The sequence below is a fragment of the Micromonospora cynarisoli genome (assembly GCF_030518815.1).
Lineage (GTDB): Bacteria > Actinomycetota > Actinomycetes > Mycobacteriales > Micromonosporaceae > Micromonospora > Micromonospora wenchangensis.
On the sequence record NZ_CP130426.1, the window covers coordinates 7,490,057 to 7,514,867 of the forward strand.

General features: G+C 68.3%; 22 protein-coding genes and 1 pseudogene. 12 read left to right on the forward strand and 11 right to left on the reverse strand.

From position 1 onward, the window contains the following. Positions 1 to 395: 395 nt before the first annotated feature. A complete protein-coding gene (locus tag Q2K16_RS32840; protein ID WP_302742624.1) occupies positions 396 to 845 on the forward strand; it encodes a hypothetical protein in 450 nt (149 codons plus the stop codon). Positions 846 to 1,549: 704 nt separating this feature from the next. Here the strand turns inward: Q2K16_RS32840 and Q2K16_RS32845 are convergent. After that, positions 1,550 to 3,028 (reverse strand): MFS transporter, encoded by a 1,479-nt coding sequence (locus Q2K16_RS32845; RefSeq protein ID WP_302742625.1) that lies wholly within the window; start codon positions 3,026 to 3,028, stop codon positions 1,550 to 1,552. 171 nt (positions 3,029 to 3,199) lie between these two features. Here Q2K16_RS32845 and Q2K16_RS32850 point away from each other — a divergent pair, with 171 nt between their 5' ends. The 3 genes from Q2K16_RS32850 to Q2K16_RS32860 all read left to right on the forward strand — a co-directional run bounded on the left by Q2K16_RS32850 (position 3,200) and on the right by Q2K16_RS32860 (position 5,250). Then, complete coding sequence (locus tag Q2K16_RS32850; protein ID WP_302742626.1) at positions 3,200 to 3,799, forward strand: helix-turn-helix domain-containing protein; 600 nt, start codon at positions 3,200 to 3,202, stop codon at positions 3,797 to 3,799. Between the two features lie 308 nt (positions 3,800 to 4,107). Beyond that, the gene (locus Q2K16_RS32855; protein ID WP_302742627.1) at positions 4,108 to 4,467 is read left to right on the forward strand and encodes a hypothetical protein; all 360 of its coding nucleotides are present in this window, start codon (positions 4,108 to 4,110) and stop codon (positions 4,465 to 4,467) included. A 69-nt stretch (positions 4,468 to 4,536) separates the two neighbouring features. Then, positions 4,537 to 5,250: an LLM class flavin-dependent oxidoreductase gene (locus Q2K16_RS32860; RefSeq protein WP_302742629.1), complete on the forward strand. Its 714-nt coding sequence runs from the start codon at positions 4,537 to 4,539 to the stop codon at positions 5,248 to 5,250. Between the two features lie 314 nt (positions 5,251 to 5,564). Here Q2K16_RS32860 and Q2K16_RS32865 read toward each other — a convergent pair whose 3' ends face one another. Beyond that, positions 5,565 to 6,401, reverse strand: a complete 837-nt coding sequence (locus Q2K16_RS32865) for an SDR family NAD(P)-dependent oxidoreductase (protein ID WP_302742630.1) — start codon at positions 6,399 to 6,401, stop codon at positions 5,565 to 5,567. 791 nt (positions 6,402 to 7,192) lie between these two features. Here Q2K16_RS32865 and Q2K16_RS32870 point away from each other — a divergent pair. Continuing rightward, on the forward strand, positions 7,193 to 8,404 hold the full coding sequence (locus tag Q2K16_RS32870) for a pectate lyase (RefSeq protein WP_302742631.1): 1,212 nt from the start codon (positions 7,193 to 7,195) through the stop codon (positions 8,402 to 8,404). Between the two features lie 90 nt (positions 8,405 to 8,494). Here the strand turns inward: Q2K16_RS32870 and xylB are convergent, their stop codons facing one another. Together xylB and Q2K16_RS32880 are read right to left on the reverse strand one after the other, a co-directional pair. Then, positions 8,495 to 9,892 carry a xylulokinase gene (gene xylB / locus Q2K16_RS32875; RefSeq protein ID WP_302742633.1) on the reverse strand — a complete coding sequence of 466 codons (1,398 nt, stop codon included), beginning with the start codon at positions 9,890 to 9,892 and terminating at the stop codon, positions 8,495 to 8,497. Positions 9,893 to 10,010: 118 nt separating this feature from the next. Beyond that, entirely contained in the window at positions 10,011 to 10,247 is a 237-nt protein-coding gene (locus tag Q2K16_RS32880; protein WP_302742635.1) for a hypothetical protein, read from the reverse strand. A 316-nt stretch (positions 10,248 to 10,563) separates the two neighbouring features. On the opposite strand from Q2K16_RS32880, the gene Q2K16_RS32885 reads away from it, so the two are divergent. Next, positions 10,564 to 11,739 carry a Cmx/CmrA family chloramphenicol efflux MFS transporter gene (locus Q2K16_RS32885; RefSeq protein ID WP_302742637.1) on the forward strand — a complete coding sequence of 392 codons (1,176 nt, stop codon included), beginning with the start codon at positions 10,564 to 10,566 and terminating at the stop codon, positions 11,737 to 11,739. Between the two features lie 164 nt (positions 11,740 to 11,903). Here the strand turns inward: Q2K16_RS32885 and Q2K16_RS32890 are convergent, their stop codons facing one another. Further along, positions 11,904 to 12,647 (reverse strand): alpha/beta fold hydrolase, encoded by a 744-nt coding sequence (locus tag Q2K16_RS32890; RefSeq protein WP_302742639.1) that lies wholly within the window; start codon positions 12,645 to 12,647, stop codon positions 11,904 to 11,906. Between Q2K16_RS32890 and Q2K16_RS32895 the strand changes: the two genes are divergently transcribed. Continuing rightward, complete coding sequence (locus tag Q2K16_RS32895) at positions 12,637 to 13,497, forward strand: helix-turn-helix transcriptional regulator (protein ID WP_302742641.1); 861 nt, start codon at positions 12,637 to 12,639, stop codon at positions 13,495 to 13,497. The two genes, Q2K16_RS32890 and Q2K16_RS32895, sit on opposite strands and share 11 nt — an antisense overlap. 82 nt (positions 13,498 to 13,579) lie before the next feature. After that, positions 13,580 to 13,701 (forward strand): annotated as a pseudogene (locus Q2K16_RS32900) (IS5/IS1182 family transposase); the annotation flags it as partial. On the opposite strand, the gene Q2K16_RS32905 reads toward Q2K16_RS32900, so the two are convergent. Continuing rightward, positions 13,702 to 14,244, reverse strand: coding sequence for a GNAT family N-acetyltransferase (locus Q2K16_RS32905; RefSeq protein ID WP_489671950.1), 543 nt, complete (start codon positions 14,242 to 14,244; stop codon positions 13,702 to 13,704). Between the two features lie 5 nt (positions 14,245 to 14,249). On the opposite strand from Q2K16_RS32905, the gene Q2K16_RS32910 reads away from it, so the two are divergent. The 4 genes from Q2K16_RS32910 (at position 14,250) to Q2K16_RS32925 (ending at position 17,244) form a co-directional block, all read left to right on the forward strand. Further along, positions 14,250 to 14,681: an HIT family protein gene (locus Q2K16_RS32910; protein WP_302742642.1), complete on the forward strand. Its 432-nt coding sequence runs from the start codon at positions 14,250 to 14,252 to the stop codon at positions 14,679 to 14,681. A gap of 241 nt (positions 14,682 to 14,922) precedes the next feature. Beyond that, on the forward strand, positions 14,923 to 15,765 hold the full coding sequence (locus Q2K16_RS32915; RefSeq protein WP_302742644.1) for a helix-turn-helix domain-containing protein: 843 nt from the start codon (positions 14,923 to 14,925) through the stop codon (positions 15,763 to 15,765). Then, positions 15,765 to 15,977 (forward strand): DUF397 domain-containing protein, encoded by a 213-nt coding sequence (locus tag Q2K16_RS32920; protein WP_302742646.1) that lies wholly within the window; start codon positions 15,765 to 15,767, stop codon positions 15,975 to 15,977. Before Q2K16_RS32915 ends, Q2K16_RS32920 begins: the two co-directional genes overlap by 1 nt. A gap of 79 nt (positions 15,978 to 16,056) precedes the next feature. Next, entirely contained in the window at positions 16,057 to 17,244 is a 1,188-nt protein-coding gene (locus Q2K16_RS32925; protein WP_302742648.1) for an MFS transporter, read from the forward strand. Here the strand turns inward: Q2K16_RS32925 and Q2K16_RS32930 are convergent. The 5 genes from Q2K16_RS32930 to Q2K16_RS32950 all read right to left on the reverse strand — a co-directional run bounded on the left by Q2K16_RS32930 (position 17,211) and on the right by Q2K16_RS32950 (position 24,642). Next, positions 17,211 to 18,581, reverse strand: a complete 1,371-nt coding sequence (locus Q2K16_RS32930) for a hypothetical protein (RefSeq protein WP_302742650.1) — start codon at positions 18,579 to 18,581, stop codon at positions 17,211 to 17,213. The two genes, Q2K16_RS32925 and Q2K16_RS32930, sit on opposite strands and share 34 nt — an antisense overlap. Next, positions 18,578 to 19,711, reverse strand: coding sequence for a 3-phosphoserine/phosphohydroxythreonine transaminase (serC, locus tag Q2K16_RS32935; protein WP_302742652.1), 1,134 nt, complete (start codon positions 19,709 to 19,711; stop codon positions 18,578 to 18,580). Before serC ends, Q2K16_RS32930 begins: the two co-directional genes overlap by 4 nt. A gap of 90 nt (positions 19,712 to 19,801) precedes the next feature. Then, positions 19,802 to 22,264, reverse strand: a complete 2,463-nt coding sequence (locus Q2K16_RS32940; protein ID WP_302742654.1) for a valine--tRNA ligase — start codon at positions 22,262 to 22,264, stop codon at positions 19,802 to 19,804. Positions 22,265 to 22,297: 33 nt separating this feature from the next. After that, a complete protein-coding gene (locus Q2K16_RS32945) occupies positions 22,298 to 23,524 on the reverse strand; it encodes an NUDIX domain-containing protein (protein ID WP_302742655.1) in 1,227 nt (408 codons plus the stop codon). Further along, the gene (locus tag Q2K16_RS32950) at positions 23,521 to 24,642 is read right to left on the reverse strand and encodes a Gfo/Idh/MocA family protein (protein ID WP_302742656.1); all 1,122 of its coding nucleotides are present in this window, start codon (positions 24,640 to 24,642) and stop codon (positions 23,521 to 23,523) included. The genes Q2K16_RS32945 and Q2K16_RS32950 overlap by 4 nt, the downstream gene beginning before the upstream one ends. Between the last annotated feature and the right edge of the window lie 169 nt (positions 24,643 to 24,811).

Sequence of the window (24,811 nt, forward strand, 5' to 3'; positions counted from 1 at the left end):
GGCGTCCGGCGCGCGGGCTGTCGGGGCTGCCGCTCTAACCGCCCGCCGCCACGGCGGCTTCAGCGCCGCCGCCGTGCACACCGAACTGATGCAAGCCCTGCGTGATCGCCGGCGAGTCGCCGGTGTTGTGCTTGGTGTGGCCGGGGGCGGCTCACCGCGGGCTGGGCAGCGATGGGCAGGTGCTTCCGGAGTAGGCGATGAGGGAGCCGGTCGCACTTGCCCGGATCGATCTGCACTGGAGCGTCGAGTCGGTGTTGACGATCGCAGAGGATCGATCGACAGACCGAACCTTCGTCGCGTACAGTGACGCCTGTCATGCACTCGGTGACCACCGGGCCCCGGCTACTGGTAGCCCGTGAAGTCGAGACGCGCTTTCCGCAGAGGAGGCAATGCAAATGACTGCACCGACCGCTAATCAGCGACCGAGAACACGCCGAGGACCCGGCATCAACTGGGTCCGTCGGGTAACCGTCGTCGTCGCTGTGACGTTTGCGGCGATCATGGGGCTGAGCGGTGTGGCCTCAGCCGACGTGATCGGAGAGGGTCCCGGGGTCCGCGCGAGAGCCGACTGGAACTGGTCGGGCAGCCCTTACAGCCTGACCAACATCCAGCTCGGCGTCCGTGATACGGCCTGCGACGGGCATGGAGTGACCGTGCAACTGCGGCTCTTCTACCAGTCCGGCGGATCATGGCTCACCGACCCACGTGAGAACCACAACGGGTGCGGCAACGCTGCGAACTGGGACACCTATTACAACGCGAACTTCATCATTGCCGGGGTTAAAGTCGTGGGCTGCGTAATCGACGGCCCCTGCTACGAGAGCGCATACCACCCTCGTCCCTGACCTCGGGTGGACATGCGCTGGAGCGGAGGGCCAGATCGTCGGATTCGGGACGCAGCACTCCCTGGCTGGCCGCATCGCTCTGACGGGAACGACAGTGGCGCAAGCCGCGCCCACCTGCGTCAAGGGCATCGATCCGCAGCAGCTGAACCAGAGGCGAAGTGGCTGGGTTCAGTGCTCCGGTGAGCCGGGCCGGCAGTTCCGTGCGAAGCTCACCTGCCAGACCACGATGCTCTTTCCGAATGTCGTCTACACCGCCAACAGCCCATGGGCACCGGCGGACGGGTCGTTCTCGACCGTCGGTGCTCCAGCGCGTACGACACGATTGACGAGGACCTGAACAGCGTGACCTACGAACTCCGCTGACTACACCTCCGACGGCTCGCCGTGAAGCCCGGCGGGTGACGCTACGGTTCCGGGGCACCGCCACCGCCTGGTCCACCTCATGACCGCCGGACCTGAGCCGTTTCGTGCGGCATCTACAGGAGAGATCTGTCCGGTGAACGGAGCCGGGTCGACGTACCGGGGCGGAACCCGCGAACCCGGGGAAGGTACGAAGCTCCATGAAGGCGGGGGTGGCTCCTGCGGATCAAGTCTCGGTTTCTGCTGCGATGCCAGTTGGTGGAACCGAGTTACTGCGCGTAAGGATGATCATGATAGCGGTCGCGGAGGTGTCCGGATCTGGCCGATGAGCGTGTGGTTGAGGATCACTGATCGTGCAGGGGGAAGCTCGGCATGGTGCTGCGGCCGGATGAGAGCCGCGAACGCAGTCGCAGTACCAGGACCGCGGCGAGGCCGGCGGCCACGAGGAGAGCGGTGGCGGCGAAGGTCCGGTGAGTTCCGCGAGCGACGTGTTCCGGGGCTGCTGTGGTGATGTCGCTGGTTCCGGCGGCGAGGGTGAAGACCGCTCCCATCACGGACGCGCCGGTGATGAGGCCCAGGTTCCGGGACAGGTTCAGCATGCCCGACACCAGACCGCGCTGGTGTGGGGCGATGTCCTTCATGACTGCGGTGTTGTTGGCCGCCTGGAACGTCGCGTAGCTGGCACTCACCGCGACCAGGGGCAGGATGTATCCGGCGACTCCGGTGGCTGTGGGCATCAGGGACAGCACCACTGAGCCGCCGATGACGCCGCCGAGCCCGATGATCACCAGGGCCTGGCTCCCGAAACGATCGGTGGCGCGGCCTGCGGGGACGCCGGTGAGGGCAGCCACGGCGGGGCCTGCTGACATCACCAGACCGACATAGGTCGGATTGAGGTCCAGTGACCGGGCCAGGTGGAAAGGACCCACGACGAGAGTCGTCATCATGACGGTCGAGACCAGTGCGCTGGTCATCAGACCGGTGGCGAGGACCGGGTCGCGGAGCATCGATAAGGTCAGCAGGGGGGACGCGACCCGGCTCTCGGTAATGACGAATAGGCCAAGGCCCGCCACCGCAGCGACGAGCAGTGCGATGGCAAGCGGGCCGAACGGCTTGCCGTCGATCGTCATGGCCAGCGCGTATGCCGCCAGGGTGATGGCCAGCAGGACAGTTCCCAGCGAGTCGAAACGGTGTGGTGCGGGGCCTGTCGCGGGTGCGGAGGCGGGTAGGGCCCGGATGGTGAGCGCGAGCGCGAGAAGGCCGAGTGGCACGCCGACGAGGAAGATCGCGCGCCAGCCGAAGCCGGCGATCAGAAGTCCTCCGAGGGAGGGTCCCAGTGTGGTGCCGACCGCGGACATCGTCCCGAGCAGACCCATCACGCTGCCGATGCGATCCTTGGGCACGGTTTCGCTGACGAAGGCCATGCTCAACGCCATCATGCAGGCGGCTCCGGCTCCTTGGACCGCCCGGGCGGCGGCCAGGAGGGGAAGGTTCGTGGCCAGCCCGCACAGCAGGGTCGCGAGAGTGAACACGGCGATGCCGCTCAGAAGGAGACGACGTCGGCCGGCGATGTCGCCGAGCCGGCCGGCACCGACGATCAGTGTCGTGATGGCCAGAAGGTAGGCGATCACGACCCACTGGACCTCGTTGAACGAGGCGCCGACAGCCACGGCAATGCTTGGCAGGCCGACGTTGGCGATGCTGGTGCTCAGCGAGGGCAGGAGTGTGGACAGCGACAGCGCGGTCAGGGTCCAGGCCAGCGCTGGACGGCGCGTCGGCGATCTCCGCTCAGGCTTGGTGCCGGGAGGGGATGCTGAACTCAACGGTACGGCCTCTTTCTGGAGTCGAGTACCAGGGCGGCCCCCCTCGGATGCTCGAGTCGGGTGGTGCCCACCATGACGACGTCGTGGTCGGTCGTGGCCCAGGCTGCGCCCGGCACAGCAGGCATGACAACTCTTGTTGCCATTTCCGGGACAGCGCGCTGAGATGGGTACATGGAACACCCGCCCGCGATCGCCGCTGCCCTGGCCGAGGTCGGCCCCCGGCTCAAACGCCTGCGCACCCAACGTGGGGTCACGCTGGCTGGCCTCGCCGAGGCGACCGGCATCTCCAAGAGCACCCTGTCCCGGCTGGAGGCCGGGCAGCGCCGTCCCAGCCTTGAACTGCTACTTCCGATCGCTCAGGCGCACCGCGTGCCGTTGGACGAACTCGTCGGCGCGCCCGAGGTCGGCGACCCCCGGGTACGGTTCACCCCGCGCCGGGTCAACGGCCGCACCGTACTCCCGCTGACCCGCCAACCCGGCGCCCTTCAGGCCTGGAAAGTGATCATCCCCGCGACTCAGACCGAGCCGGACCCGCGTGCCCACGAGGGCTACGAGTGGCTCTATGTGCTTTCCGGACGACTACGCCTCGTCCTCGGGGACCACGACCTCATGCTCGACCCCGGCGAGGCCGCCGAGTTCGACACCCGACTGCCGCACTGGTTCGGCAGCACCGGTGGGCAGCCCGTCGAGATCCTCAGCATCCTCGGCCGCCAAGGCGAGCGCATGCACATACGCGCCAAGCCTCGCCAAGACAACGTTGGTGACCGCTAGCCCCGGAACCAACACCCGCAACAGCGTGCAGGGGAACGCCCGGCAATTGCCGCTGACAACGCGCGGAGTCCCGCGCCGGAGCCGACCCAACCCGGGCAGCACGGCAAACCGGTCCTGGCCTCACCGTTCGTGGAATGGCTCATGGGCCTGGACCAACACCGGGTCCGCGATGAGTCCCGACGCGCTCCGACGACGGTTCAGATCCAGCCGTTTGCTCGGGCTCGGTGCGCCGCTTCTATCCGGCCGGCCACCCACTGTCGCCGGGTCCGGCCACTTTCCGCAGAACCCGATCCGGCATACTGGCCTCCATGCGCCAAGCGTTCGCGCACGAGGCGGTCCTCGTGCTGGAGCCGGATGGCGACATCCGGGCGCCGGGTGCGGCCATAACCGTCGCCCTCTGCGGTCACTGGGACCATCAACCGCCATGCCCGCTGGCGGCACACCACACCCGGACCGAGCGGGTCGGCGACCTGGTCCAACTCCGGACACTGTTCGCCGCCGAGCCGGAGGCCGAGGACCTGGTGCGCCGGCGCATCCGCGGCATCCTGTCCGGCGGGGAGTTGTTGGGCCCGGACGGGGCGGTCACCCACTGGCGGCTTCGGTCCAGCGGACCCAGCGCGGTGACCGCTGAAGAGGCCGACCACGCCGAGCGCCTGAAACGCGCCTGACCGATCTCCGTCTGCCTGAATCCGGGGCCAGCCCAATCCGACCGGGCAGCGGCAGATCCGAATACCGATGTGTGTGGGTGGTGCGCGCTGGCTCGGCTACGGTGCCCAGCGGTATGGCAGCCGGCACCAGGCCCTGCGCTGGCCGTTGCGGCGACGATCACCGATCTACGAGTGGGTACCTGGGTGTATGCCTCCCCGGTACGGCCGGCTTGGAGCACCGCGTGGGAAGCTCATTCGCTGACCGTGCTCACGGGCGGTCGTTTCGAGATGGGCATCGGCACCGGCCGGCCGGGGATTGGGGAACAGCTTCGCGAGCTGGGCTTGCCCACGGTGCCCGTGAACCAGCGATGGGGCCAGGTGCGTGAGATCCTCACCGCCCTGCGAGAGCTGGACGGCGCGGACCTGCACACCCCGGTGGCGATGGCGGTGGGTGGCCCGAAAGCGGAAGCGCTGGCGGCCGAGCTTGCCGACACGGTGACCTTCGTCATGCCGCACACCGAATCGATGCAACGGGTGCGCGACTTCGACAACCGTCGCGCTGTGGAACTCGCGTTGCACGTGCCGGTGGTCGGCGGCTCGGTCGCTCCGTTCATGGCAGGTCCCGATACAGATGCCGCCGCCATCCGCGCGGCGGACTCGCTGGCCTTCATCCCGAGTGATCCTGCTGCGGCGGCGGAGGAGATCCTGAGGCGACGTGAGGAGATCGGCTTCTCGTACTTCGTGTTCGGAGCAGGCGTCGCCGGGGTCCTCGCTCCAGTCGTGTCCAAGCTGGGCGGACGGTAGTTCACCCCCGCACGTATGCGACCAAGCTCGACCAACGAACCTTCGACGTAGGCCGGAGTGGGGACGACCGGAGCGCATCGCCGGGCGTCGTCGTCGACGCTCATCAGATGACCGGGTGCACTCTCGTCGGCCACGACCCACGCGCTGGGCGCTGCCGTCCTCGCCACGTTCTGTGACGCCCGGTCGGCGGCAGATGCGGATACCGTGGTGCTCCCCTGGTGGCGTCAACGCGCGGGCGTGCCGACAGAAGGTGAAGGACCCTGCGGGCGTCCGTGCCGCGCTGGCGGGTCACTGCGGGCAGGGACGCCGGGTCGTCAACGGGTGGTGAACTCGTTTGCGGCCGCGACCACGTCGGCGGCGAAGCCGCCCGCGTACGCTGCCGTTGCGCCACCGTCAACCGGCAGTACGATCCCCGTGACGAAGGACGACGCGTCGCTGCCGAGCCACAGGGCGGCCTCGGCAATGTCGGACGGCAAGCCCAGGCGCCCGATCGGCTGCGAGGCACCCAGCTTTTCCTCAAGGAAGTCGCTGAACGCATCCGCCTGGTCCGGGGGAACGCCGAAGCTGCGCGCCATGATGGGCGTGCGGATGATCCCGGGAGCGATGGCGTTGGACCGGATGCCGAGCGGTGCGAACTCGACGACGGCCTGCCGCACGATCCCGACGATCGCGTGTTTCGCGATCGTGTAACCTGCGGCACTCCAGCCGCCCTGCAGGCCGGCGGCGCTCGCCGTCGAGACGATCGAGCCGCCGGTGCCCTGGCGTTGGAACTGCCGCGCCGCGTACTTGTGGCCGAGCACGACCGAGCGCGTCAGCAACGCGATCGTCTTGTCGAAGCCCTCGCTGCCGATCTCGATCAGCGGAGACGGATCTCCCTGCGCGCCCGCGTTGTTGAACATGATGTCGAGCTTTCCGAACTTACTCACCGCCGTGTCGACAGCGGCGGCGATGTCGGCCTCGCTCGTGACGTCGGCATGGACGTAGACGAGCGAACCTGCGTACTCCTTCTGGAGCGCCGCGCCCAGTTCGTCGTTGATGTCGGCGGCGACGACCTTCGCGCCCTCGGCGACGAAGAGCTCAGCGCCGCCGCGACCGATGCCGCTCGCCGCGCCCGTGATCACCGCGACCTTGCCCTTCAACCGATCCGCCATGGGTCTTGCCCTTCCGTGAGACCGCCTCTGACAGTCAGGCCATCCGCCGGGCAGCGCGCGGGAGGCCGTGATTCACGCATCCGAGACTTGCTGCGGTGAGGAACTCGGCAAGATCAGGCCGCGGATCGAACCGAGCCGCGGCTTCAGGCTATGTCGTTGGTGGCCGCATACGGCTCCAAACGACAAGACTGAGCGTCCGTACCTGACAAGACCGGACACCTGTAACAACAGCACCCGGTCGTCGGCCAGATCCGAAAGCCGAGTGGTGTGGCAACCGGGACGCCCACCGCGCCCTCGACGTCCTGGCGCTGGGCCGACTCAGCGACGACGAACGCATCCCGCGCCTACGCGGCCCGGCGCCGTCATGGCCACCCCGGCTGCCGTCGCCCGGATCAGGGACCAAGCATCGGGCCGTACCCCCACGACCAGTGGGACGCTGGCTGTGCGCTACCGGCCGAAGCCGGTCACAGTCTGGTGTCGGCAAGGTGGACCGGCAGCGTCGGAGCAGCCGGCCAGCCTGCCGGAGCAGGTGGCACCGCTCCGCCCGCTCGGCGACCGAGAGGTGTTCGACAGGTCCACCGAACTCCGCCGACCGATCTGACCGGTGCCTGCGGACGGGGTTCGTTGTGCCCATGGTGCTGCCCTGCAGCAGCGCTGGCACGCCTCACCAGCGTGTCCACGACAACGTCGACGAAGGCAGTGTGACCCTTGCCTCGCCATCGACCAGTCTCTATTGTTGTTGGAAAGCGCTTTCCCGTCCCAAGTGCTCACGCTCGAAAGGGTGACATCAGATGAGACACAAAGTCGCCTCGCGGTGGCTGACCGGCGGTGCCACTGTGGTCGCAGGCGCCGTCGTCGCGCTGGCGCTGCAGATTCCCAGCGCCTCGGCCGCCGCGAACCTCAGTCTCGGCGCCGGCGCCGACGGCTCCAGCAAGGCCAGCGGCACCAGCTACGGCAACGTCGTCGACGGCAACGCCAGCACCTACTGGTCGCCGAGCGGCTCGACCGGCACGGTCTCGGTCAAGTGGGACAGCGCCACCACGGTGTCCTCGGCCGTCATCGTGCAGGCCTCGGGCGGCGGCTCGATCAGCGGCTGGCAGCTCAAGAACTACGACACGGGCTCCGTCCTGGCCAGCGGCAGCAGCGCCCCGAGCACCGTCAACTTCTCCTCGACGTCGCTGAAGAAGATCTCCTTCGTCATCACCAGCGCGTCCGGCACCCCGCGGATCGCCGAGTTCGAGACGTACTCCGGCGGCGGGTCGACCCCGACCACCAGTCCGACCTCCGGCCCCACCAGCGGTCCGACGGCCAGCCCGACCAGCAACCCGGGTACGCCTACCGGCGCGTGGCCGTCGTCGGCCGGTTCGGTCAGCATCTCCGGCACGGTCAACGTCTCCGGCACCTTCGACGGCGGGATGAAGACCTACTGCTGCATCGGTGACGGTGGGCAGAGTGAGTCGCAGGATCCGATGTTCTCCATCGCCAACGGTGGCACGTTGCAGAACGTCATTCTCGGCTCGCCCGCCGGCGACGGCGTGCACTGTGAAGGCACCTGCACTCTGCGCAACGTGTGGTGGAACGACATCGGTGAGGACGCCGCCACTTTCAAGCAGACCAACGGCGGCACCTCGTACGTCATCGGTGGCGGCGCGCGCAGCGGCAGCGACAAGACCTTCCAGCACAACGGCAACGGCACGGTCAACATCTCCGGCTTCTACCTGAAGGGGTCCGGCAAGCTGTACCGCGCCTGCGGCAACTGCTCCACCTCGTACACCCGCCAGGTGCGCATCGACAACGTCCTGGTCGACGACATCGACATGCTCGCCGGCATCAACAGCAACTGGAACGACACCGCGACGATCACCCGCGTGGTCGTGATCGGCTCGGCCACCATCTGCGGCAAGTACAGGGGTGTGCCCAAGGGCAGCGAACCCACCTATGTCGGTGAGGGCTGGAACGACGCCAACTGCAAGGTCAACAGGAGTGACGTCACCTTCCGGTAGTCACCCAGGCGAGTCGCGTACGGAGGGGCACCCGCCGGTGGGCGGGTGCCCCTCCCGGCGCACGACGGGTGCCGGGCACCCCTGCCGCTGTCAGGTCAGCAGCGGAAGCGCCTGCTGGCGGACGTCGACGTAGCGTTCGTACACCTCGGGGGTGCCGGCGGCGGTGATCTCCTCGGCCGCGACCGGCCACGGCGGCGGCTCGGCGTCGCCGGACAGCGCCCAGGCCGCCTGCCGCGCCGCGCCGAGCGCCACGTACTCGACGGGGCGCGGCACGCTCACCGGCGCGCCGAACAACGCCGGCGCGACCGCCCGCACCGCGCGGGACCGGGCCGCGCCGCCGATGAGCAACACGCGGTCGACCGGGACGTCCTGGGCGCGGAGCGCGTGCAGGGCGTCGGCGATGCCGCCGAGCATGCCCTCCACCGCGGCCCGCGCCAGGTTCGCCGCCGACGCGTTCGCCCGCGTCAGGCCGGCGAGCAGACCGCGCGCGTCGGGCAGATTGGGGGTGCGTTCCCCGTCCAGGTACGGCAGCAGCGTCAACCCGCCCGCGCCGGGTCGTGCCGAGAGCGCCAGGTCGTCCAGTTCGGCCAGTGACCGGCCGAGCAGGTCGGCGACCGTGACCAGCACCCGGGCCGCGTTGAGCGTGCACACCAGCGGCAGGAACCGGCCGGTCGCGTCGGCGTACCCGGCCACCAGGCCGCTCGCGTCGGCGGTCGGTACGTCACTGAGGCCGTACACGCACCCCGAGGTGCCCAGTGAGACCACCACGTCACCCGGCCGCAGGCCGACGCCGAGCGCCCCGCCCATCGTGTCACCGGTGCCGGCCGAGAGCAGCGCGCCGGAGGCGGTCTCGCCGACCACGTCGGCCGGGCCGGCGACCCGGGGGAGTGCAACGTCCCGACCGAAGGCGAGCCGCACCAGGTCCTGCCGGTACGCGCCGGCGGCCGGTGACCAGTAGCCGGTGCCGGACGCCTCACCGCGGTCGGTCGTCGGCTCGCCGCCGTCCGCGCGCAGCCGGTGGGTGAGCCAGTCGTGCGGCAGCAGCACCGTGGCGGTGCGGTCCGCGAGTTCGGGCTCGGCGCGGGAGAACCAGCGCAGCTTGGTGACGGTGAAGCTGGCCACCGGCACCAGCCCGACGGCGTCGGCCCACGCCTCGGGTCCGCCGAACTCGGCGGTCAGGTCGACGGCGGCGCGGGCCGAGCGGGTGTCGTTCCAGAGGATGGCGGGACGTAGCACCTCGCCGGCGTCGTCGAGGCAGACCATGCCCTGCTGCTGTCCGGCGACGCCGATCGCGGCCACACCGTCGAGCAGGCCGGCGCTGGCCTGCTCGTACGCGGCCCACCACGACCGTGGATCGACCTCGGTGCCGTCGGGGTGTGGGGCGCGGCCCGCGCGGAGGACCTCGCCGGTCTCGGCGTCGCAGACCACGACCTTGGTCGACTGGGTCGACGAATCGACCCCGGCGACGAGGGTTCTCGCGCCACCCATGGCGGTGCCTCCGTAGCTCGGTGGGACCCGACCCTACGTCCAGCAACCGCATTAGTTCAATGGCTTTACAAAATTAGGTCTCGCGGCAGCGGTGCCCCGACCGTGGACGCCACCTCGATCATCGTTCTGCCGTCAGGGTTCCCCGCCGCTCCGGGCCGTACCGCTCGACGAGCGTGTTGCCGATCGAGGCCAGATGCCCGCACCTCCGGCGGCCGGTCACCTCCAGGTACTCGACCAGCCCGGCAAGCTCGCCGGCGAGCTTGTATGCGTCGTTGCCGCGGATCACGACCTCGACGCGGCCGTCGGTCGTGGCACCTCCCACGTCGGGTCGAGCGCCGAAGCCGATCCGGAGCACGCCTGTCCCGTGGGGCGCGCACAACGCGTACGCCTCGACGGGTGTACGCCTGCGTTCCACCTCGTCGGCGATCTCGCGCCAGCTCCCCGCGAGGTCCTCGTCTGGATAAACCGGGGTAGCCTCGCGAGGTGAGCTCTCCCCAAGCGGACAGGTCAGGGCTGCCGGCCTCCCGGTAGCCCCAGATGCCCCAGTCCCAGCTCTGACGATTCGCACCGATCCGGTCGGTGGCGACGTCGTGCGAGTTCCTGCGCATCCGAAGCACCGGCAGTGCCACACGCCTGCCACTCGTCACGTTCCTGCTTCGGAAGGCACACTCATGCCGGTCCTCCTCTACCTGCTCGCCGTCGCGGTCTTCGCCCAGGGAACCTCGGAGTTCGTCCTCGCCGGCATCCTCCCCGGCATCGCCACCGACCTGGAGGTCCCGCTCGGTCGAGCCGGGTCTCTCACCTCCGGCTTCGCCCTGGGAATGGTCATCGGCGCGCCAGCGATGGCCGCCGCTGCCCGCCGGCTCTCACCCCGCTGGACCCTGGCCGGCTTCTTGACCCTGTTCATCGCCGCGCACGTCCTCGGCGCAGTCACCGACAGCTTCGCCATCCTGTTGGGCTCACGGATCGGGGCCGCGTTGGCGAATGCCGGGTTCCTCGCCGTCGCGCTCTCGACCGTGACTCGAATCGTGCCGGCCGAGCGGCACACGCGCGCGCTGACAACCATTCTCGGCGGCACCACCGTCGCGCTGATCGTCGGAGTGCCAGCCGGTGCCTTCGTCGGCGACGTGCTGGGCTGGCGCGCCACCTTGTGGGCGATCGCGCTGCTGTGCCTGCCTGCGCTCGTCGCGGTTCTGGCGGCCACGCCGACCCGCCCGCAGGAGACCGCCGAAACGAGAGCCGCGAACACCATAGGCCGCGAGTTGGCGAGTCTGCGTCGACGTCCGGCGCAGTGGAACATCGTGCTGGCCGTGCTGGTCAACGCCGCCACGTTCTGCACCTTCACCTACCTGGCGGCGATCGCCACCGGGCCGGCCGGGCTCACCGACCGCACCGTACCGCTGCTGCTCGCTGTCTTCGGGATCGGCGCGTTCTTCGGTGTCAACGTGGCCGGGCGGTTCGGTGACCGGCACTGGCGACCGTTGATCACTGTCACCGGGCCGCTGCTCATGGCTGGCTGGGTGCTGCTGGCGATCACCGTTGCCAACCCTGTGGCGTTGTGGTTTGCCGCCCTGACCCAGGGTGCGTTGTCCTTCGCGTTGGGCAGCACGCTCATCGCCCGGATCATCGCCACCGTCCGCGACGCACCCACGATGGGTGGCTCCTTCGCGACCGTCGCGCTGAACATCGGTGCCGTCGCCGGACCCGTCGCCGGCGGTCTCGCCATCGAGGCCCTCGGCGTGCACGGCCCGGTCATCGTCAGTGCCGTGCTGGTGACTCTCGCCGTCGGGGTCTGGTTCACCTGTCGAGCCGCGTACCGGCAGGATCGAGGTGCAGCGGGGCGGTGACACCGAACCAATCCCGGTGACCGCTGTGGGCGTACGCGGCGGTCGCCAGGGCGCAGCAGGCGAGAGCGGCCAGTGACCGGCGCACGCTCAGAGGTTGCCGCCGCTGTCGAGCCAGGCGCGGGCCGCGCCCTGGTGGTAGACGACGAGGCAGTCGCCCAGCGTGGCTACCGGACCAGTACGGCGGTGAGGAGTCGTTGCGGGGTTTCCAGTTGCGGCAGGTGACCGGCGTCCGGCAGCAGCGTGAACCGGGCGCCCGGGATGGCATCGGCGTAGGCGCGGCCGTAGCCGGTCGGTGCGATGCCATCGGACGCCCCCCAGACCACGTGGGTCGGCACGGTGATGCCGGCGAGCCGATCGCGCAGGGTCGGGTCGGTCATCCGCATCCCGGTGTACATCCGCAGCGCCACCAGATCGGGCCCTGGACGATCCGGATCCTGCGGGATGCGGGCCGGGTCGTGGAAGGACAGTGCGGCAAGGTGCGGCGGGGTCAGCCCGGACACGTCACTGAGCGGTTGCTCGGGCACGTCGAGGCCGACGGCGTTGACCAGTACCAGCCGGGCGACTCGCGGGCCGGGCAGCGCCGCCATTTCGGCTGCGGCCCATCCACCGATCGAGTTCCCGATCACCGTGACGTCATGGAGGTGTTCCTGATCGAGCAGCGCGTCGTAGTGTCGGGCGAGCGCGGCGATGCTGTCCAGGCCGGCCTGCGGGGACGTGCCCGCGAACCCCGGGTGCGTCGGCACCATCACCCGCGCATCGGGAACCGTGGTCCGCAGTAGCTCCCCGAAGGGCATCATCGTATGCGGCCCGGCACCGCCGTGCAGCAGGAGAAAGCTGTTATCGGTCACTCGCCCAGGATTCGCCGCCGGGGCCGCTGCCGGGAGAGGATGGTTCATCGTGGGACCCACACCAACACCCTCCTCGCCGACGTCGAAGGCGCGCCGTGCGGCCCTCGCGGACTTCCTGCGCACGCGCCGCGCGGCGCTGCTCCCCGCCGATGTCGGCCTGGATCCGGGTCCCGGCCGTCGCCGAACCCCGGGCCTGCGCCGGGAGGAGGTCGCGCACCTCTCGGGTGTGGGTTTGTCCTGGTACACGTGGCTGGAGCAGAGCCGTGCCGTCACTCCGTCCGGGCAGGTGCTCCTCGCTCTCAGCCGTGCCCTCGCCCTCACTGCCTCGGAGCGTGACCACCTCTTCCACCTCGCCGGCCTGCCCCCACCACCTCCCGGCGACGCCCCGGTCGACGCCGACACCACCGCGTTGATCGACGCCCTGCTGCCGCACATCGCCTTTGCCCTGGATCCCCGCTTCGACGTGGTCGCCCACAACCGCGCCGCCGAGCTGATCATGGCCAGCCTGGTCGCCCCGGTCTCAAGCCGCCGCAATCTGCTGCTGTGGCTCTTCGACCCGGTCACCTGGCCCACCACTCCACCCGCGTGGCACCACAACGCCCGCGCGAACATGCTGGACTTCCGCAGCGAGTTTGACCGCCACTCGGGCGACCCTGCCTTCGTGACCCTGGTCGAGGAGCTCACCAGGACCAACCCCGTGTTCCGCGGCTGGTGGTCCGACCACGACGTGCAGGTCCTGGAGCCCACTCGCAAGCTCATCCCACACCCGACCCTCGGCCCCCTGGCCTTCCTGTCCACCCAGACCCGTCCCGCCCACGCACCGTGGCTCCGGCTGCGGATCCTGGTCCCCGCCGACACCGGAACCCGGGCGGCGCTCGTTGCGGCATCGGCCGGGTCGGATCCGCTCTGACGGGGGTACCGATCGCCGACCTGGCCGACCGGAGCACAGCCGGCTGAAGGCGCTTCAGTGACGACGGACCCGGCGCTGGCCCGGCGTCAACATGCAGGTCATTGCCGACGCGGCCGAGCGTCTCGTCTGGGCCTCAGCCGCGCTGCCGGGTTGACCCACATTTTGACCGCCGCCCGTACCCTCGGCATCAGCGACGCGCTGACCCTAGGTCTGACTCAGGCGTTGTTGTAGAACCTGGCCTGGCCATGATCCGGACGGCCTGTCAACGTCGAATGCCTCGGTCGCGGTGAAACCCTCGTTCTCGTAGTAGCGGATCAGCGCCCGGTCCGGGCCTGCGTAGCAGTCGACTCGTACGAGGTCCACGCCAGCGGTCGCAGCGACCGTACGAGCGTGTTCGAGCAGCCGGCGGCCGGTCCCGCGCCCGGCACAGGCTCGATCGGTCACCAGTAGCCGAACGTAGAGTTCAGGTTCCGCCGCGGGTGGCACGTAGTCCGGCGCTGTGCCGACGGCCACTGCGCCGACCACGATGTCCGCGCTGACCGCCAGGTACAACTCTCTACCGGCGGCCATGCTCGAAGTGGCAGCTGTGGACCGCAGGTTGGCGGAGTATGGCTCAAGCGAAGGCTGGCCGGTGTGCCTGACCTGTCGGGCACCAAGACACGCGCATCCACCCGCTGCCCATGTCAGCTCATCGGGAAGAATGGTGCGGAACTTCGCTCCGGGAGGCGATCGCGATCGTGAATCTATCGTGCGTGTTCTGTTCGGTGACGGCTGGCGTTACCGATCCTGGGGTCTGTCTAGCCGTCAACAACGAGTTCGTCGTCTTTCCGGCCCTGCACCAGCGGCCGAACAACCGGGGTCACATGCTCCTCGTCCCGGCAGGTCACCTCGGCGGCATCGCCGACGTGCCGCCCGAGAATGCGGCCCTCATGCTGGCCGCTCTTCAGGCAACGACGCAGGCGGTGAGGGCCGCGTTCGGCGCCAGCGGGACCACGGTACGGCTCAACCTGGGACCTCCCGCTCAGGACATCTTCCATCTCCACTGGCACATCATCCCGCGGTACGGGGGCGATGACTTCAACAGCGCCAAGTCCTCCGAGGTGCCCCTGAGCGAGCGCTTGCAGCTCACGGCGAAGCTTGGCCAGCACCTTGTCAGACGGGCTTCGTTCCGGGTCCGTAAGTGATCGGTCGCCGGCAAGCAGTTCCACACGTTCGTGGGCCCGGCCTTCCGGACGACTATGCGTGCTGGCGGAGTTGGGGCAGGGCTGTGAGGGCTGAGCGCTCACGTCGCCCAGGATCACGCGATCTTGGCGGCGCCGGTACTGGTTCTCGGTGCTGCGGGTGCTGTACTGTCCGAGGAGCTTATGCACGTGCGCATGGAGTCGCTGACGTATGGGTAATCGCGGGTCGCCTCAACGCTACCGAGTGGGCGCTGAGCTGCGTCGAGTACGCGAGACTCTGGGATGGTCCGGGGAACGCGTCGCCGATTCGCTCAAGTGGTCGCAGTCGAAGGTGTCGCGGATCGAGACTGGCACGACGACGTTCACCGTTCGCGACATAGACCGGTTGCTCGGCCTTTACGGGGTCGATCCCGACATCCGTGCCGAGCTGCTGGCGGCGACTGCGGAGGAGAACGGCGAGGGGTCCTGGATCACGAGCGCCGGCGGCTGGGGCCGGCGGCAGGGGGCAGTCGCCGCGCTGGAGTCGACGACGCGGGAGATCAGGCAGTACCAGCCGGTCGTAGTGCCGGGCCTGTTGCAGACCCGCGCCTATGCCCACGCGATGGCGGTCGCGGTCGGGGCGGGAAGCCCGGAATACATCGCCGATGTGCGAATGGCGCGACAGCAGATGCTGGAAGGGCCTGAGGCGCCTCGCTTCCTGGTCGTGGTGGACGCTCGGGCCCTGCTGTTCCGCGCGTTCCCGGTCGAGGTGTCCAGAGGTCAGATCCAGCATCTGACAGGCTTGGTGGACCACCCCAACATCGAGCTCGGTGTGGTTCCGATCGGCGTTCAGCACCCCGTCGTAGCAGCCCAGGGGTTCACCATCTTCGACTTCCGTTCCGGCCTCAGCCCTCGTACGGTATGGATCGAGTCACCCGGGGGTGACTGCTACTTCAGCGAGGAAGCTGCCGTCGCACGGTTCGAAAAGGCGTTCACGGGGCTGAAGTCCATTGCACTGCACAGCAATCATGCCGTTGAATACCTCAATGCTCTCGACGTTGAGGTCGAGCGCTTCGACGCCATCGTTCCCGAGGTGGGAGGCAGCTGATGACATCAGTGCGGTTCGCAGGCGCGACGTGGCGAAAGAGCGGCGTGAGCGGCGACACGGGCTGCGTGGAGGCCGCGTTCGTCGATGAGGAGGTGGGGGTGCGGGACTCGAAACTGTCTGACGACAGTCCTGTCCTGGTCTTCGCACGACACGAGTGGGCGGCGTTCTTGCGCGGCGTGGGCAACGGTGAGTTCGGTCTCGTCACAGCCTGAGAGCACCCGGTCAGTGCCATCGGGCCGGTCGGCGGCTGTGGCCGACCGGCGGCGTCAGATCCGTCCTCTGTTGGCTGCGGTGGCTGTTTCCGTCGCAGGTGACGGAGCGTTCATCGCCGCCGCGCCGTTGCTCGCTTCGACCCTGACGGCCGATCCACTGGCGATCTCCGCCGTGAGCGCGGCCTTCTATCTGCCGTGGCTCGCCCTTGGGCTGCCGGCTGGAGCGCTCGCGGACAGGTGGCCACGCCGTCGAGTGCTCGTGATCGCCGACCTCGTCCGCGCGGCGCTGATCGGGCTGTTGGCCGCCGCGCTGGTGCTCGGCTGGGCGAGCATTCCGCTGCTGATCACGGTCGTCTTTGCGGTGGGTGTCGCCCAGTGCTTCTTCGACGCCGCGTCGCAGGCCGTGATCCCGATGATCATTGGCAGGGACGGGGATGACCTGAGCAAGGTCAACGGCCGGTACTGGGCTCTGGACACCACGGGAAGGTCGCTGGTGGGCCCGCCTCTCGGCTCGTTGACGTTCTCAGTCGGCCGGTCCGTGCCGTTCGCCGTCGACGCGGTCTCGTTTCTGGTTTCGGCGGTACTGGTGCGAATGCTGCCCGATGTGCGGTCTGAGCAGCCGGCCCGCCAACCCTTGTGGGCGTCGATTCGCGAAGGCATGCGCCACCTGTTCAGGACACCGGATCTTCGTGTCCTCGCGGTCGCGATGGGCGTGTTCAACTTCGGCTACTTCATGGTCATGGGGACGTTCGTGCTCTATGCCCAACGCACTCTTCACCTTCCGAACGCGGCCTACGGGGCGCTGCTGGCTGCGATGGCGGTGGGTGGGATCATCGCTGCGGCCAATGCGCGTCGCGTGATCGGGGGTTTCGCGTATCGCAAGGTGCAGGCCGCCGCCATGGCTGTCCAAGCGGGGGTGTGGCTGGTGGCGATGTTGGCAGGCAACGTTTGGGTGATAGCCGTGCTGTTCGTCGTCTACGGCGCGGCGGCAAGTCTGGCCTCGGTTGCTGTCGGCTCAGCGCGACAGGCACTATCGCCGGACGACCTGATCGGCCGGGTGGTCGCGGCGTTTCGGATTCTGGGCCTGGGCGGGGCGGGACTCGGCGCGCTTGTCGGCGGCGCGGTAGCCAAGTCGGCCGGGCTGGACGCGACCTTCGTCGGCGCTGCGGTGGTGTTGGTCGTGGCCGCGGGTCTCACCTGGCCGAGAAGACGGCAGTCGAATCAGGCAAACGATCACGAAGGGTCGCGGTCGGGCGCTCTCACCTGAGCTGCGTCCCGCCCGTCCGCATCGAGCGGTTTGAGACCGGCGGGCGTCTCGGGTAGTCGTGGGTCGTCGCCGTAGAAGATGCCGTGCAGCGAGACGATACGGCGGTAGGTCGCGGCGAAGGAGGCTATGCCCTGCCGTCGGATCATCGGGATGAGCGTGCTGGATACGGAGAGGATTGCGCGCTGGAAGCCTGCGTAGGCACGGGACATGTCGAAGTTCCTCAGGTGCGATTCGACCTCGTCGAACCACTCGTCGCATGCGGCGTCCAGGTCGATGCCACCGGTGCGGGGTTGCTGTAGACCGATGTACCGCAGACTGTTCAACACCTTCTCGCGCAGCCGCGACGCACCCACGGTGGGCAGCGCGACAGCGCGGAAGTCCTTGCCGAGCGGTGAGGACAGCAGCGCGGCGCGGACAAGGCACGGCTCGACGTCAGCCGGCGCGTCGGCGAGCGAGGCACCCGTGTAGCGGGAGAGTTTGCGCCCCGCCGTGTCCAACAGAGTGCCGTGCTGGACGATCATGGTGGGCAACGCGCCGGGCTGGTTGGCGGCCAGCAGAGTCAACAGCCACTTGCGTTGGATGTCGAATCCGGCCGCGGCCACGATCGGGCCGTTCAGGCCGAAACGGCGCAGCAGGCTTGGCCCGAGGGCCGCGACCAGCCGCGGATCGAGGATCTCGCCGTCGTGCAGCGGGGAAGGGACGCCGAGATTCCGCTGAGGGTGACCGACTCGGATCAACGGATGGACGTCGATGAGGCTGCACAGACGGCGGATGCCGAAGCCGGGCACCCATTCGACGGTGGCCGCACGACGGAACACCTCGTCAAGGTCGACGGGCAAGAACCAGTCCCGGGTAGTGCGTAGACGCAGTGGGTTCTCGCAGGTGAAGCAGTGTTCGGTAGCGGCGCTCGGTGGGAGGGCGATTCGGCAACTGAGGCACCACTTCTCCTCAGCGGCCAGGTAGCGGACGACGTCGCGGTTGGCCAGTTCGGTGACGATGGCCTGAACATGTGCCCGTACGGACGCGTCGTCGTCCCGTAGTGCGGCGTGGGGCGACACCACGATGCCGAAGCCTGCGAACGTGAAGACGGCATTGTCGACAGCACGTTGGCAATGGCGTGCGAACCCCTCCGGATCGTCGCCGAACGTCGGTTCGAGGCGGCGGCTCGACATGTTCCATGACTGAGGCAGGTGCGCAGCACCGCCGAAGTGTTGGGCAGTCCGGCGAGCCGCGTCGAGTAGCGTCCATGTGTAGATTCCGCCGAGGTGTGGCGCGCCGGGCGGTGACGGCGGCGCCAACAGAACGGTGCTCGTCTTGCGATCCTCCCACGCGATCATCGGGGTCCCCGTGCTCTGCGGCTCGACACGTGGCGGGGTAGCCGCCGCCGGTTGGCGCGGGCAAAGTGCGCCATGAATTCGACGAGCTGGCCGACCGCATCCAGCGAGATCGCGTTGAACAGCGAAGCACGCAGGTGTCCGACCTTGCGGTATCCCCACAGTCCGACGAGTCCCTGTTGCGCGGCGTCCGCCTGGAACTCGTCCTCCAACTCTGCAGTCGGCAGCGCGAAGGTGACGTTGACCTTCGACCGGCTGTCGCGGTCGGCGAGACCCGCATAGAAGTCGCTGTCGTCGATCGCGTGGTAGAGCATCTCGGACTTCGTGGCGCTGAGGGTGCCCATCGCCTTGACGCCGCCCTGCCGCATGGTCCACCCGGCCACGAGGTTCAGCACGAAGATCGCGCTGATCGGCGGAGTGTTGAACCGCGATCCTGCCCGCGCGTGCGTGAGGTAGCTGAGGAAGGGCGGGAGCTGACGCACCGGTTCGAGAAGGTCGGTCCGGATCACGACGAGCGCGAGGCCGGCGGTGCCGAGGTTCTTGTGGGAGGTCGCGTAGACCAGGCCGTGCCGGGCGATATCGAACGGGCGGGTGAGGAGGTCGCTGGACGCGTCGCAGGCAAGCCAGGCGCTCGCCGGTATACCGGGCGGCTGCTTGAACTGCGTACCCATCTCGGTGTTGTTCGACGTGTAATGCACGTACGTGGCGGTCGGCGTGAACGACGTCTCGGCTGGCGCAGGCAGACGCAGGTAGCCGTCTGCCTGCGTGGATGCCGCGGTGTTGACGTAGCCGTAGAACGCGGCCTCAGCTGCTGCCGCCGCCCCGAAGTGTCCCGTGACCAGGTAGTCCGCGACGTCGTCCGGGCCGAGGTGGTTGGCGGGCACCATCGTGAACTGGAAGCGCGCGCCGCCGGGTAGCAGCAGCAGCTCGTACCCGTCCGGGACGCCGATGAGCGCGCGTAGACGCTCGACCGTCGTGTTGTAGAGCTGCTCGAACTGTCCGCTGCGGTGGCCCAGTTCGAGGATGCCGAGCCCGGTGTCGGCGTAGTGTTCGATGCCTGCCTGGTACTCGGTCAGCACGTCGTCGGGGAGAATGGACGGTCCGGGCGCGAAGCTGCGTACTCGTGTGGGCATGGCGCTGCCTCCGTAGCTGATGCGTACGGTTCCGAGGTCCGGGCCCGGCTGGCTGCCCTGAACCAGGTGGCGGGCCAGCCGGGCGATACGTCAGGCGATGATGGCGACCTTGATGCCGTCGACGCCGCTGTCGGTGTCCGCGTCGCTGAAGACCGCTTCGTCGGCGCGGGCAGCCACACGCAGCGGTTCGGCGAGGGCTCGGGCGGTTCGGTGGCCGTCGTCGGTGACGCCGTGCAGCACGACTGTCGCGATGCGGGTGTTGCTGCCGAGATTGAGGCCGCTGCGCAGGACGCGGATCCGGTCGAGGATCGTGGACATGTCGTCGATGAGCTTGCGGTCGGTCCGCCACTGCGGATGCGGGGCCGGCCAGGAGGTGAGGTGGAGGCTGACGGTGTTCTCGTGGGGCCGGAACATCTGCTGGTAAAGGTAGTCCGTGACGAACGGGGCGAAGGGCGCGAACATGCCGAGGACGGCGCGGAAGCCGATGCCGAGCGCCGCACGGGCGCTGTCCCGCTCGGCGTCGGTGTGATTGCCAGGGTTGAGGAATCGCTCCTTGACCATCTCGATGTAGCGGTCGCAGAGGACGGACCAGAAGAAGCGTGAGGCGGCCTGGTACCCCTGCATGAAGTCGTACTCGTCCATCGCCGCGGTGGTCTCGTCGATGGCGGACGCCAGGTACGACAGCATCCACCGGTCCACGTCGGTGCACAGTGCGGCGGGATCGGGGGCGGCGTGTGAGTCGAACCCATACATGGTCATCAGCCGGGCGACGTTCCAGATCTTCACGGCGAACTTGCGGCCGGTCCTGACGTCCTTCTCGTTGTAGCGCAGGTCGGTGCCGATCCGGGCCTTGGTAGCCCAGATGCGCAGCGCATCGGCGCCGTACCGCTCGATGACGTGATCGGGGACGTAGCGGTTGAAACCGTCCGACGTGGTGGACCGGTCGAGGTCCCGCTTGGCGATCTTCTTGCCCTGCTCGTTCAGCCCCCAGCCGGAGATCATCACGGTCCGCCAGGGCAGCCGGTCGAAGTGGTACTGCGATTGCACGATGGTGTAGAACAGCCAGGTTCTGATGATCTCGAACGCCTGCACGCGCAGACTCATGGGAGCCAGTTGCGGGTCGCTGTTCAGCCCGTTGACCGCCCAGTTGTCGTTGATCTGCGGCGACAGGGAGGAGGTCATCCACGTGTCCATGACGTCGGGGTCCGGGCTGAGGCAACCGGAGCAGGCAGGACAGGCATCCACCGGCGGCGTGTCGGCGAGGGGGTCGACGGGCAGCGCGCTCAGGTCGGCGGTGACCGCGTGACCGCAGTCGTCGCAGAACCAGACGGGGAACGGCACTCCGTAGTGCCGCTGGCGGCTGATGTTCCAGTCCCACTTCAGGCCCTCGATCCAGTCTTCGAGGCGGCGCTGCATGTGGGTAGGTATCCAGGTCATCTCCTTGGCGCGGGCCAGGAACGTGTCCTGGTGATCGCGCACGCGGATGAACCACTGCGCCCGGATCTGGTACTCCACCGGCGTCAGGCACCGCTCGTGCACCCCGACGTTCTGCTTAAGCGGGCGGCTTCTGGTCAACGCGCCGATCTCTGCGAGCTGGGCCACGATCGCCGCTCGTGCCTGGGGCAGCTGCAGACCCGCGAACTGCCCGGCGAGCTCTGACAGCCGGCCGTCGGGAGTGACGACGAGCCGCAGGTCGAGCCCGTCGCGTCGCCACTTCAGGACGTCCTCGCCGTCGCCAAAGGTGCAGACCATCATCAGCCCCGTGCCGAAGGCGGGATCCACCGACTCGTCGGCCCTGATCGGGACCTGATAGCCGAACAGCGGCACGGTCGCCTGGGTGTCGAGCAGGTCCCCGTACCGCTCGTCTGCCGGATGGAAGTGCAGTGCCACGCAGGCGGGCAGCAGCTCGGGGCGGGTCGTTGCGATGACCAGCGGCCGACCGTCCGCCGCCGGGAAGGCGATGTCGTGCATCTTCCCATTGCGGTCGAGGTCCTCGACGTCGGCTTGCGCCAGGGCCGTCCGGCACTCGGTGCACCAGATGATCGGGTCTTCCACCCGGCGCAGATGGCCCGCCTCGTGAAGCTTGATGAAGCTGGTCTGCGCGGTGAGCTGGCACCGCTTGTCGATGGTCGAGTAGAGCAGATCCCAGTCGACCGACAGACCCACCCGACGCCACAGATCCTCGTACCGGGCCGCCGTCTTGCGGGTTTCGGTCAGGCACAGGGCCACGAACTCCGACCGCGGCATGTCGACGGCCCGGACCCCGTAGGTCTTCTCGACGTAGCGCTCCGTGGGGAGACCGTTGTCGTCGAAACCCATCGGATAGAAGATCCGGTCGCCTTGCATCCTTCGATAACGAACCACGAAGTCGGGCTGCGAGTAGCTCATGGCATGGCCGACGTGCAAATGGGACGCCGACACGTAGGGAGGAGGCGTGTCGATACTGAACACCGGACCGACCGCCGAGCGGTCGAACCGGTAGATGTCGTGCTCCTCCCAGAGCGCCCGGATCGTCGTCTCGACGGCGAGATGATCGTATTCAGTGGCATCCATACCGCAGCATCCTCATTCTTGCGTTGGCCGGTTTCAGTTGGTGTGCGACTGGCTGAGGTGACGCTCGAAGATCAGGCGGGCCTCAGGGGTGAGGTCCATCGACAGCACCTCGCTCGCATCGACGAACCGGTGGTTCGAATGCTCGGTCAGGCGGGGTGCGACGCTGTCAGGCAACTCGACCTCGAACGAGAACGCGGCCAGTCGGCCGCTCACGACGGGCTGGCCGTCGAACAGGCGGCTGACGGCGAGGTAGGCGCCGGTCTCCTCCCACACCTCACGGGCTGCTCCGTCGGGAGGGTCCTCGCCGGCCTGGAGGTAGCCGCCCGGGATGGTCCACTGGCCCGGGTAGAGGTAGTCGTCGGGATGTCGCTGCAGGAGCAGTGCCTTGTGCCCAGCCCACAGGATGCTCATCGCCGCCGCCTGTGGCAGCGCGATGTCCCAGCGGACCGCGTTGTCCTGCCCGTTCCATCGCACGTCGTTGACGCCCCGGCGGCGGAAGTCATCGAGCATGCGGCCATGGACGGCGTCCAGAAAGGTCGCCCCACGCAACGCGAAAGCCGCGCCCACCTCCTCGTACTGCGAAGTGACCTTGCGGGTGGCGCACTCCTCCAGGAACGCGATCTCCTCTGCGGTCAGCCGCCCGGTCGCGGTCAGATGATCCAGACCATCGCGGTAGCCCATGCTGAGGTAGCCGTAGAACACAGCGATGTACTCCAGGCTGATGAGCGGCGTCCGCACGAACTCGGCCGCGCCGTGGGGCGCCATCGAGACGTCGAACAGGAACTTGCGCAGGAAGTAGGAGAAGGAGGCCAGGGTCCGGATAGCCTCGCGACGGGCACGCGACGGTGGCGGGTCGGTGAACTCGGCGAAGATGTTCCGTCCGAACAGATTCACGCTGGTGTACTTGGCCTGGTAGATGAACAGCTCCGCGCGGTTCTTGTGCTGGAACAGCTCGTACCGTCCCAGCGAAGGCTGCGCATCGGCCAGGGTGTGCACGTTGACGCTGATTGGAGTGCCGAGCTGCGCTGCCGACTCCTCGCGGACCTTCGCAATGTCTACGGCGGTGCCAGCGTCGAGGCGATCGAGGATGAGTTGAACGTCGATGTTGCTCTTGGCGTGGGCAATGCCCCGTGAACGTGAGCCCAAGAGCATCGCCCCGACCACTGCAGGAACGCCGCCGAAGGCCTCACGGAGCGCCTCGACGAGATCAGCGTCGATCTGGCGGGTGTTCACCCTGTCGGAGATCAGCAAGTCGGTCATGCGAAGGCCGTCCTTTGCGAGGGGACGAGTGAGGGACCTGATGCGGGTCGATGGGGCCGAGGGCCGGGACGGGTGGCCGACGACACCTGCCCCAGGGTCATCGTGAGGTCGATCCAGTCGCCGCCGAGTGCGGCCGAAGCTGTGGCGGCTTCCAGCACAGCCACCACGATCGCGCCGTGGGTGCCGTCAGTGCGTGGGCGCGCACCGGTGCGAACGCAGTCCGCGAAGTGGCTCAGTTCCAGGTCAAGCGGAGGACGAGGACTGGCTGCCGACAGCGTTCGCGGCAGCACCTCGCTGCCGTTGACGTACAACCGGACAGCTCCGCCCACATCGTCGTAGACGATGCCTCCCGCAGTGCCTGCGACCGTGGCCCGCCTGACCTTCTCGGGGTCGATGCAGCTGAGGTGCACGTGGCCGAGGAAGTCGCCGAAGTCGAGTGTGAGGAACGCCAGATCGGAGATGGTGGGCCGGGTGAACATGTACTCCACGCAGCGCACCGCCGTCGGCGGACCTCCGGCCCAGTGGGTCAGGATCGACACGTCATGCGGTCCGAGGTTCCAGATGACGTTGGCGTCCTCGCGGAACCTTCCGTATGCCAGGCGCTGCAGGCTGACGTACCGCAGCTCGCCGACCTGGCCCTCCCGAAGAACACGCTCAACGTCGATGACGTGCTCGGAGTACAGGAACGTGTGGCCCACCATGAGAGTGAGACCGGCTGTCGCCGCGGCCTCGGCCAAGGCGACCGAGTCCGTCGTTGACAGGGCCAGCGGCTTCTCGACGAATACGTGCTTGCCCTGGGAGATCGCCGCCATAGCAAGTTCGAAGTGACTCGCGGCGTCCGTCGCAATCAGCACCGCGTCGAACTGACGATCACCCAGCAGGTCCGCTGGCGATACGACCTGGGGCGCGGACGTCAGACGAGCGGCAAGCCTCGTCGCAGCCTCCGGATTGACGTCCGACACAGCCGAGAGCACGGCTCCGGCACTTCGTTCAGCTGCCGCCGCGACGTTGGCCCCCCACTGCCCGCAGCCGATCAAACCGAGCCTGACCGGCTCGGAGATCCGGCGGCGATCACGCCTCTCAGCGTCGGGCGCGGTCGCAGCCTGGGGGTATGGCATCGAACTGCCTCCTACAGCATCATCGGACCAGGATCGCTTATGCATGCACGCATGAATAACGTTCTACGGAGATCGCTCCGATGTCAAGGGACGTGCTGTGTAGTGAGTGGACTGTTCAAGGTGGCGGTCCGGCGGTGTGCGACCGATCGGCGCTGGTGGACGCGGCCGC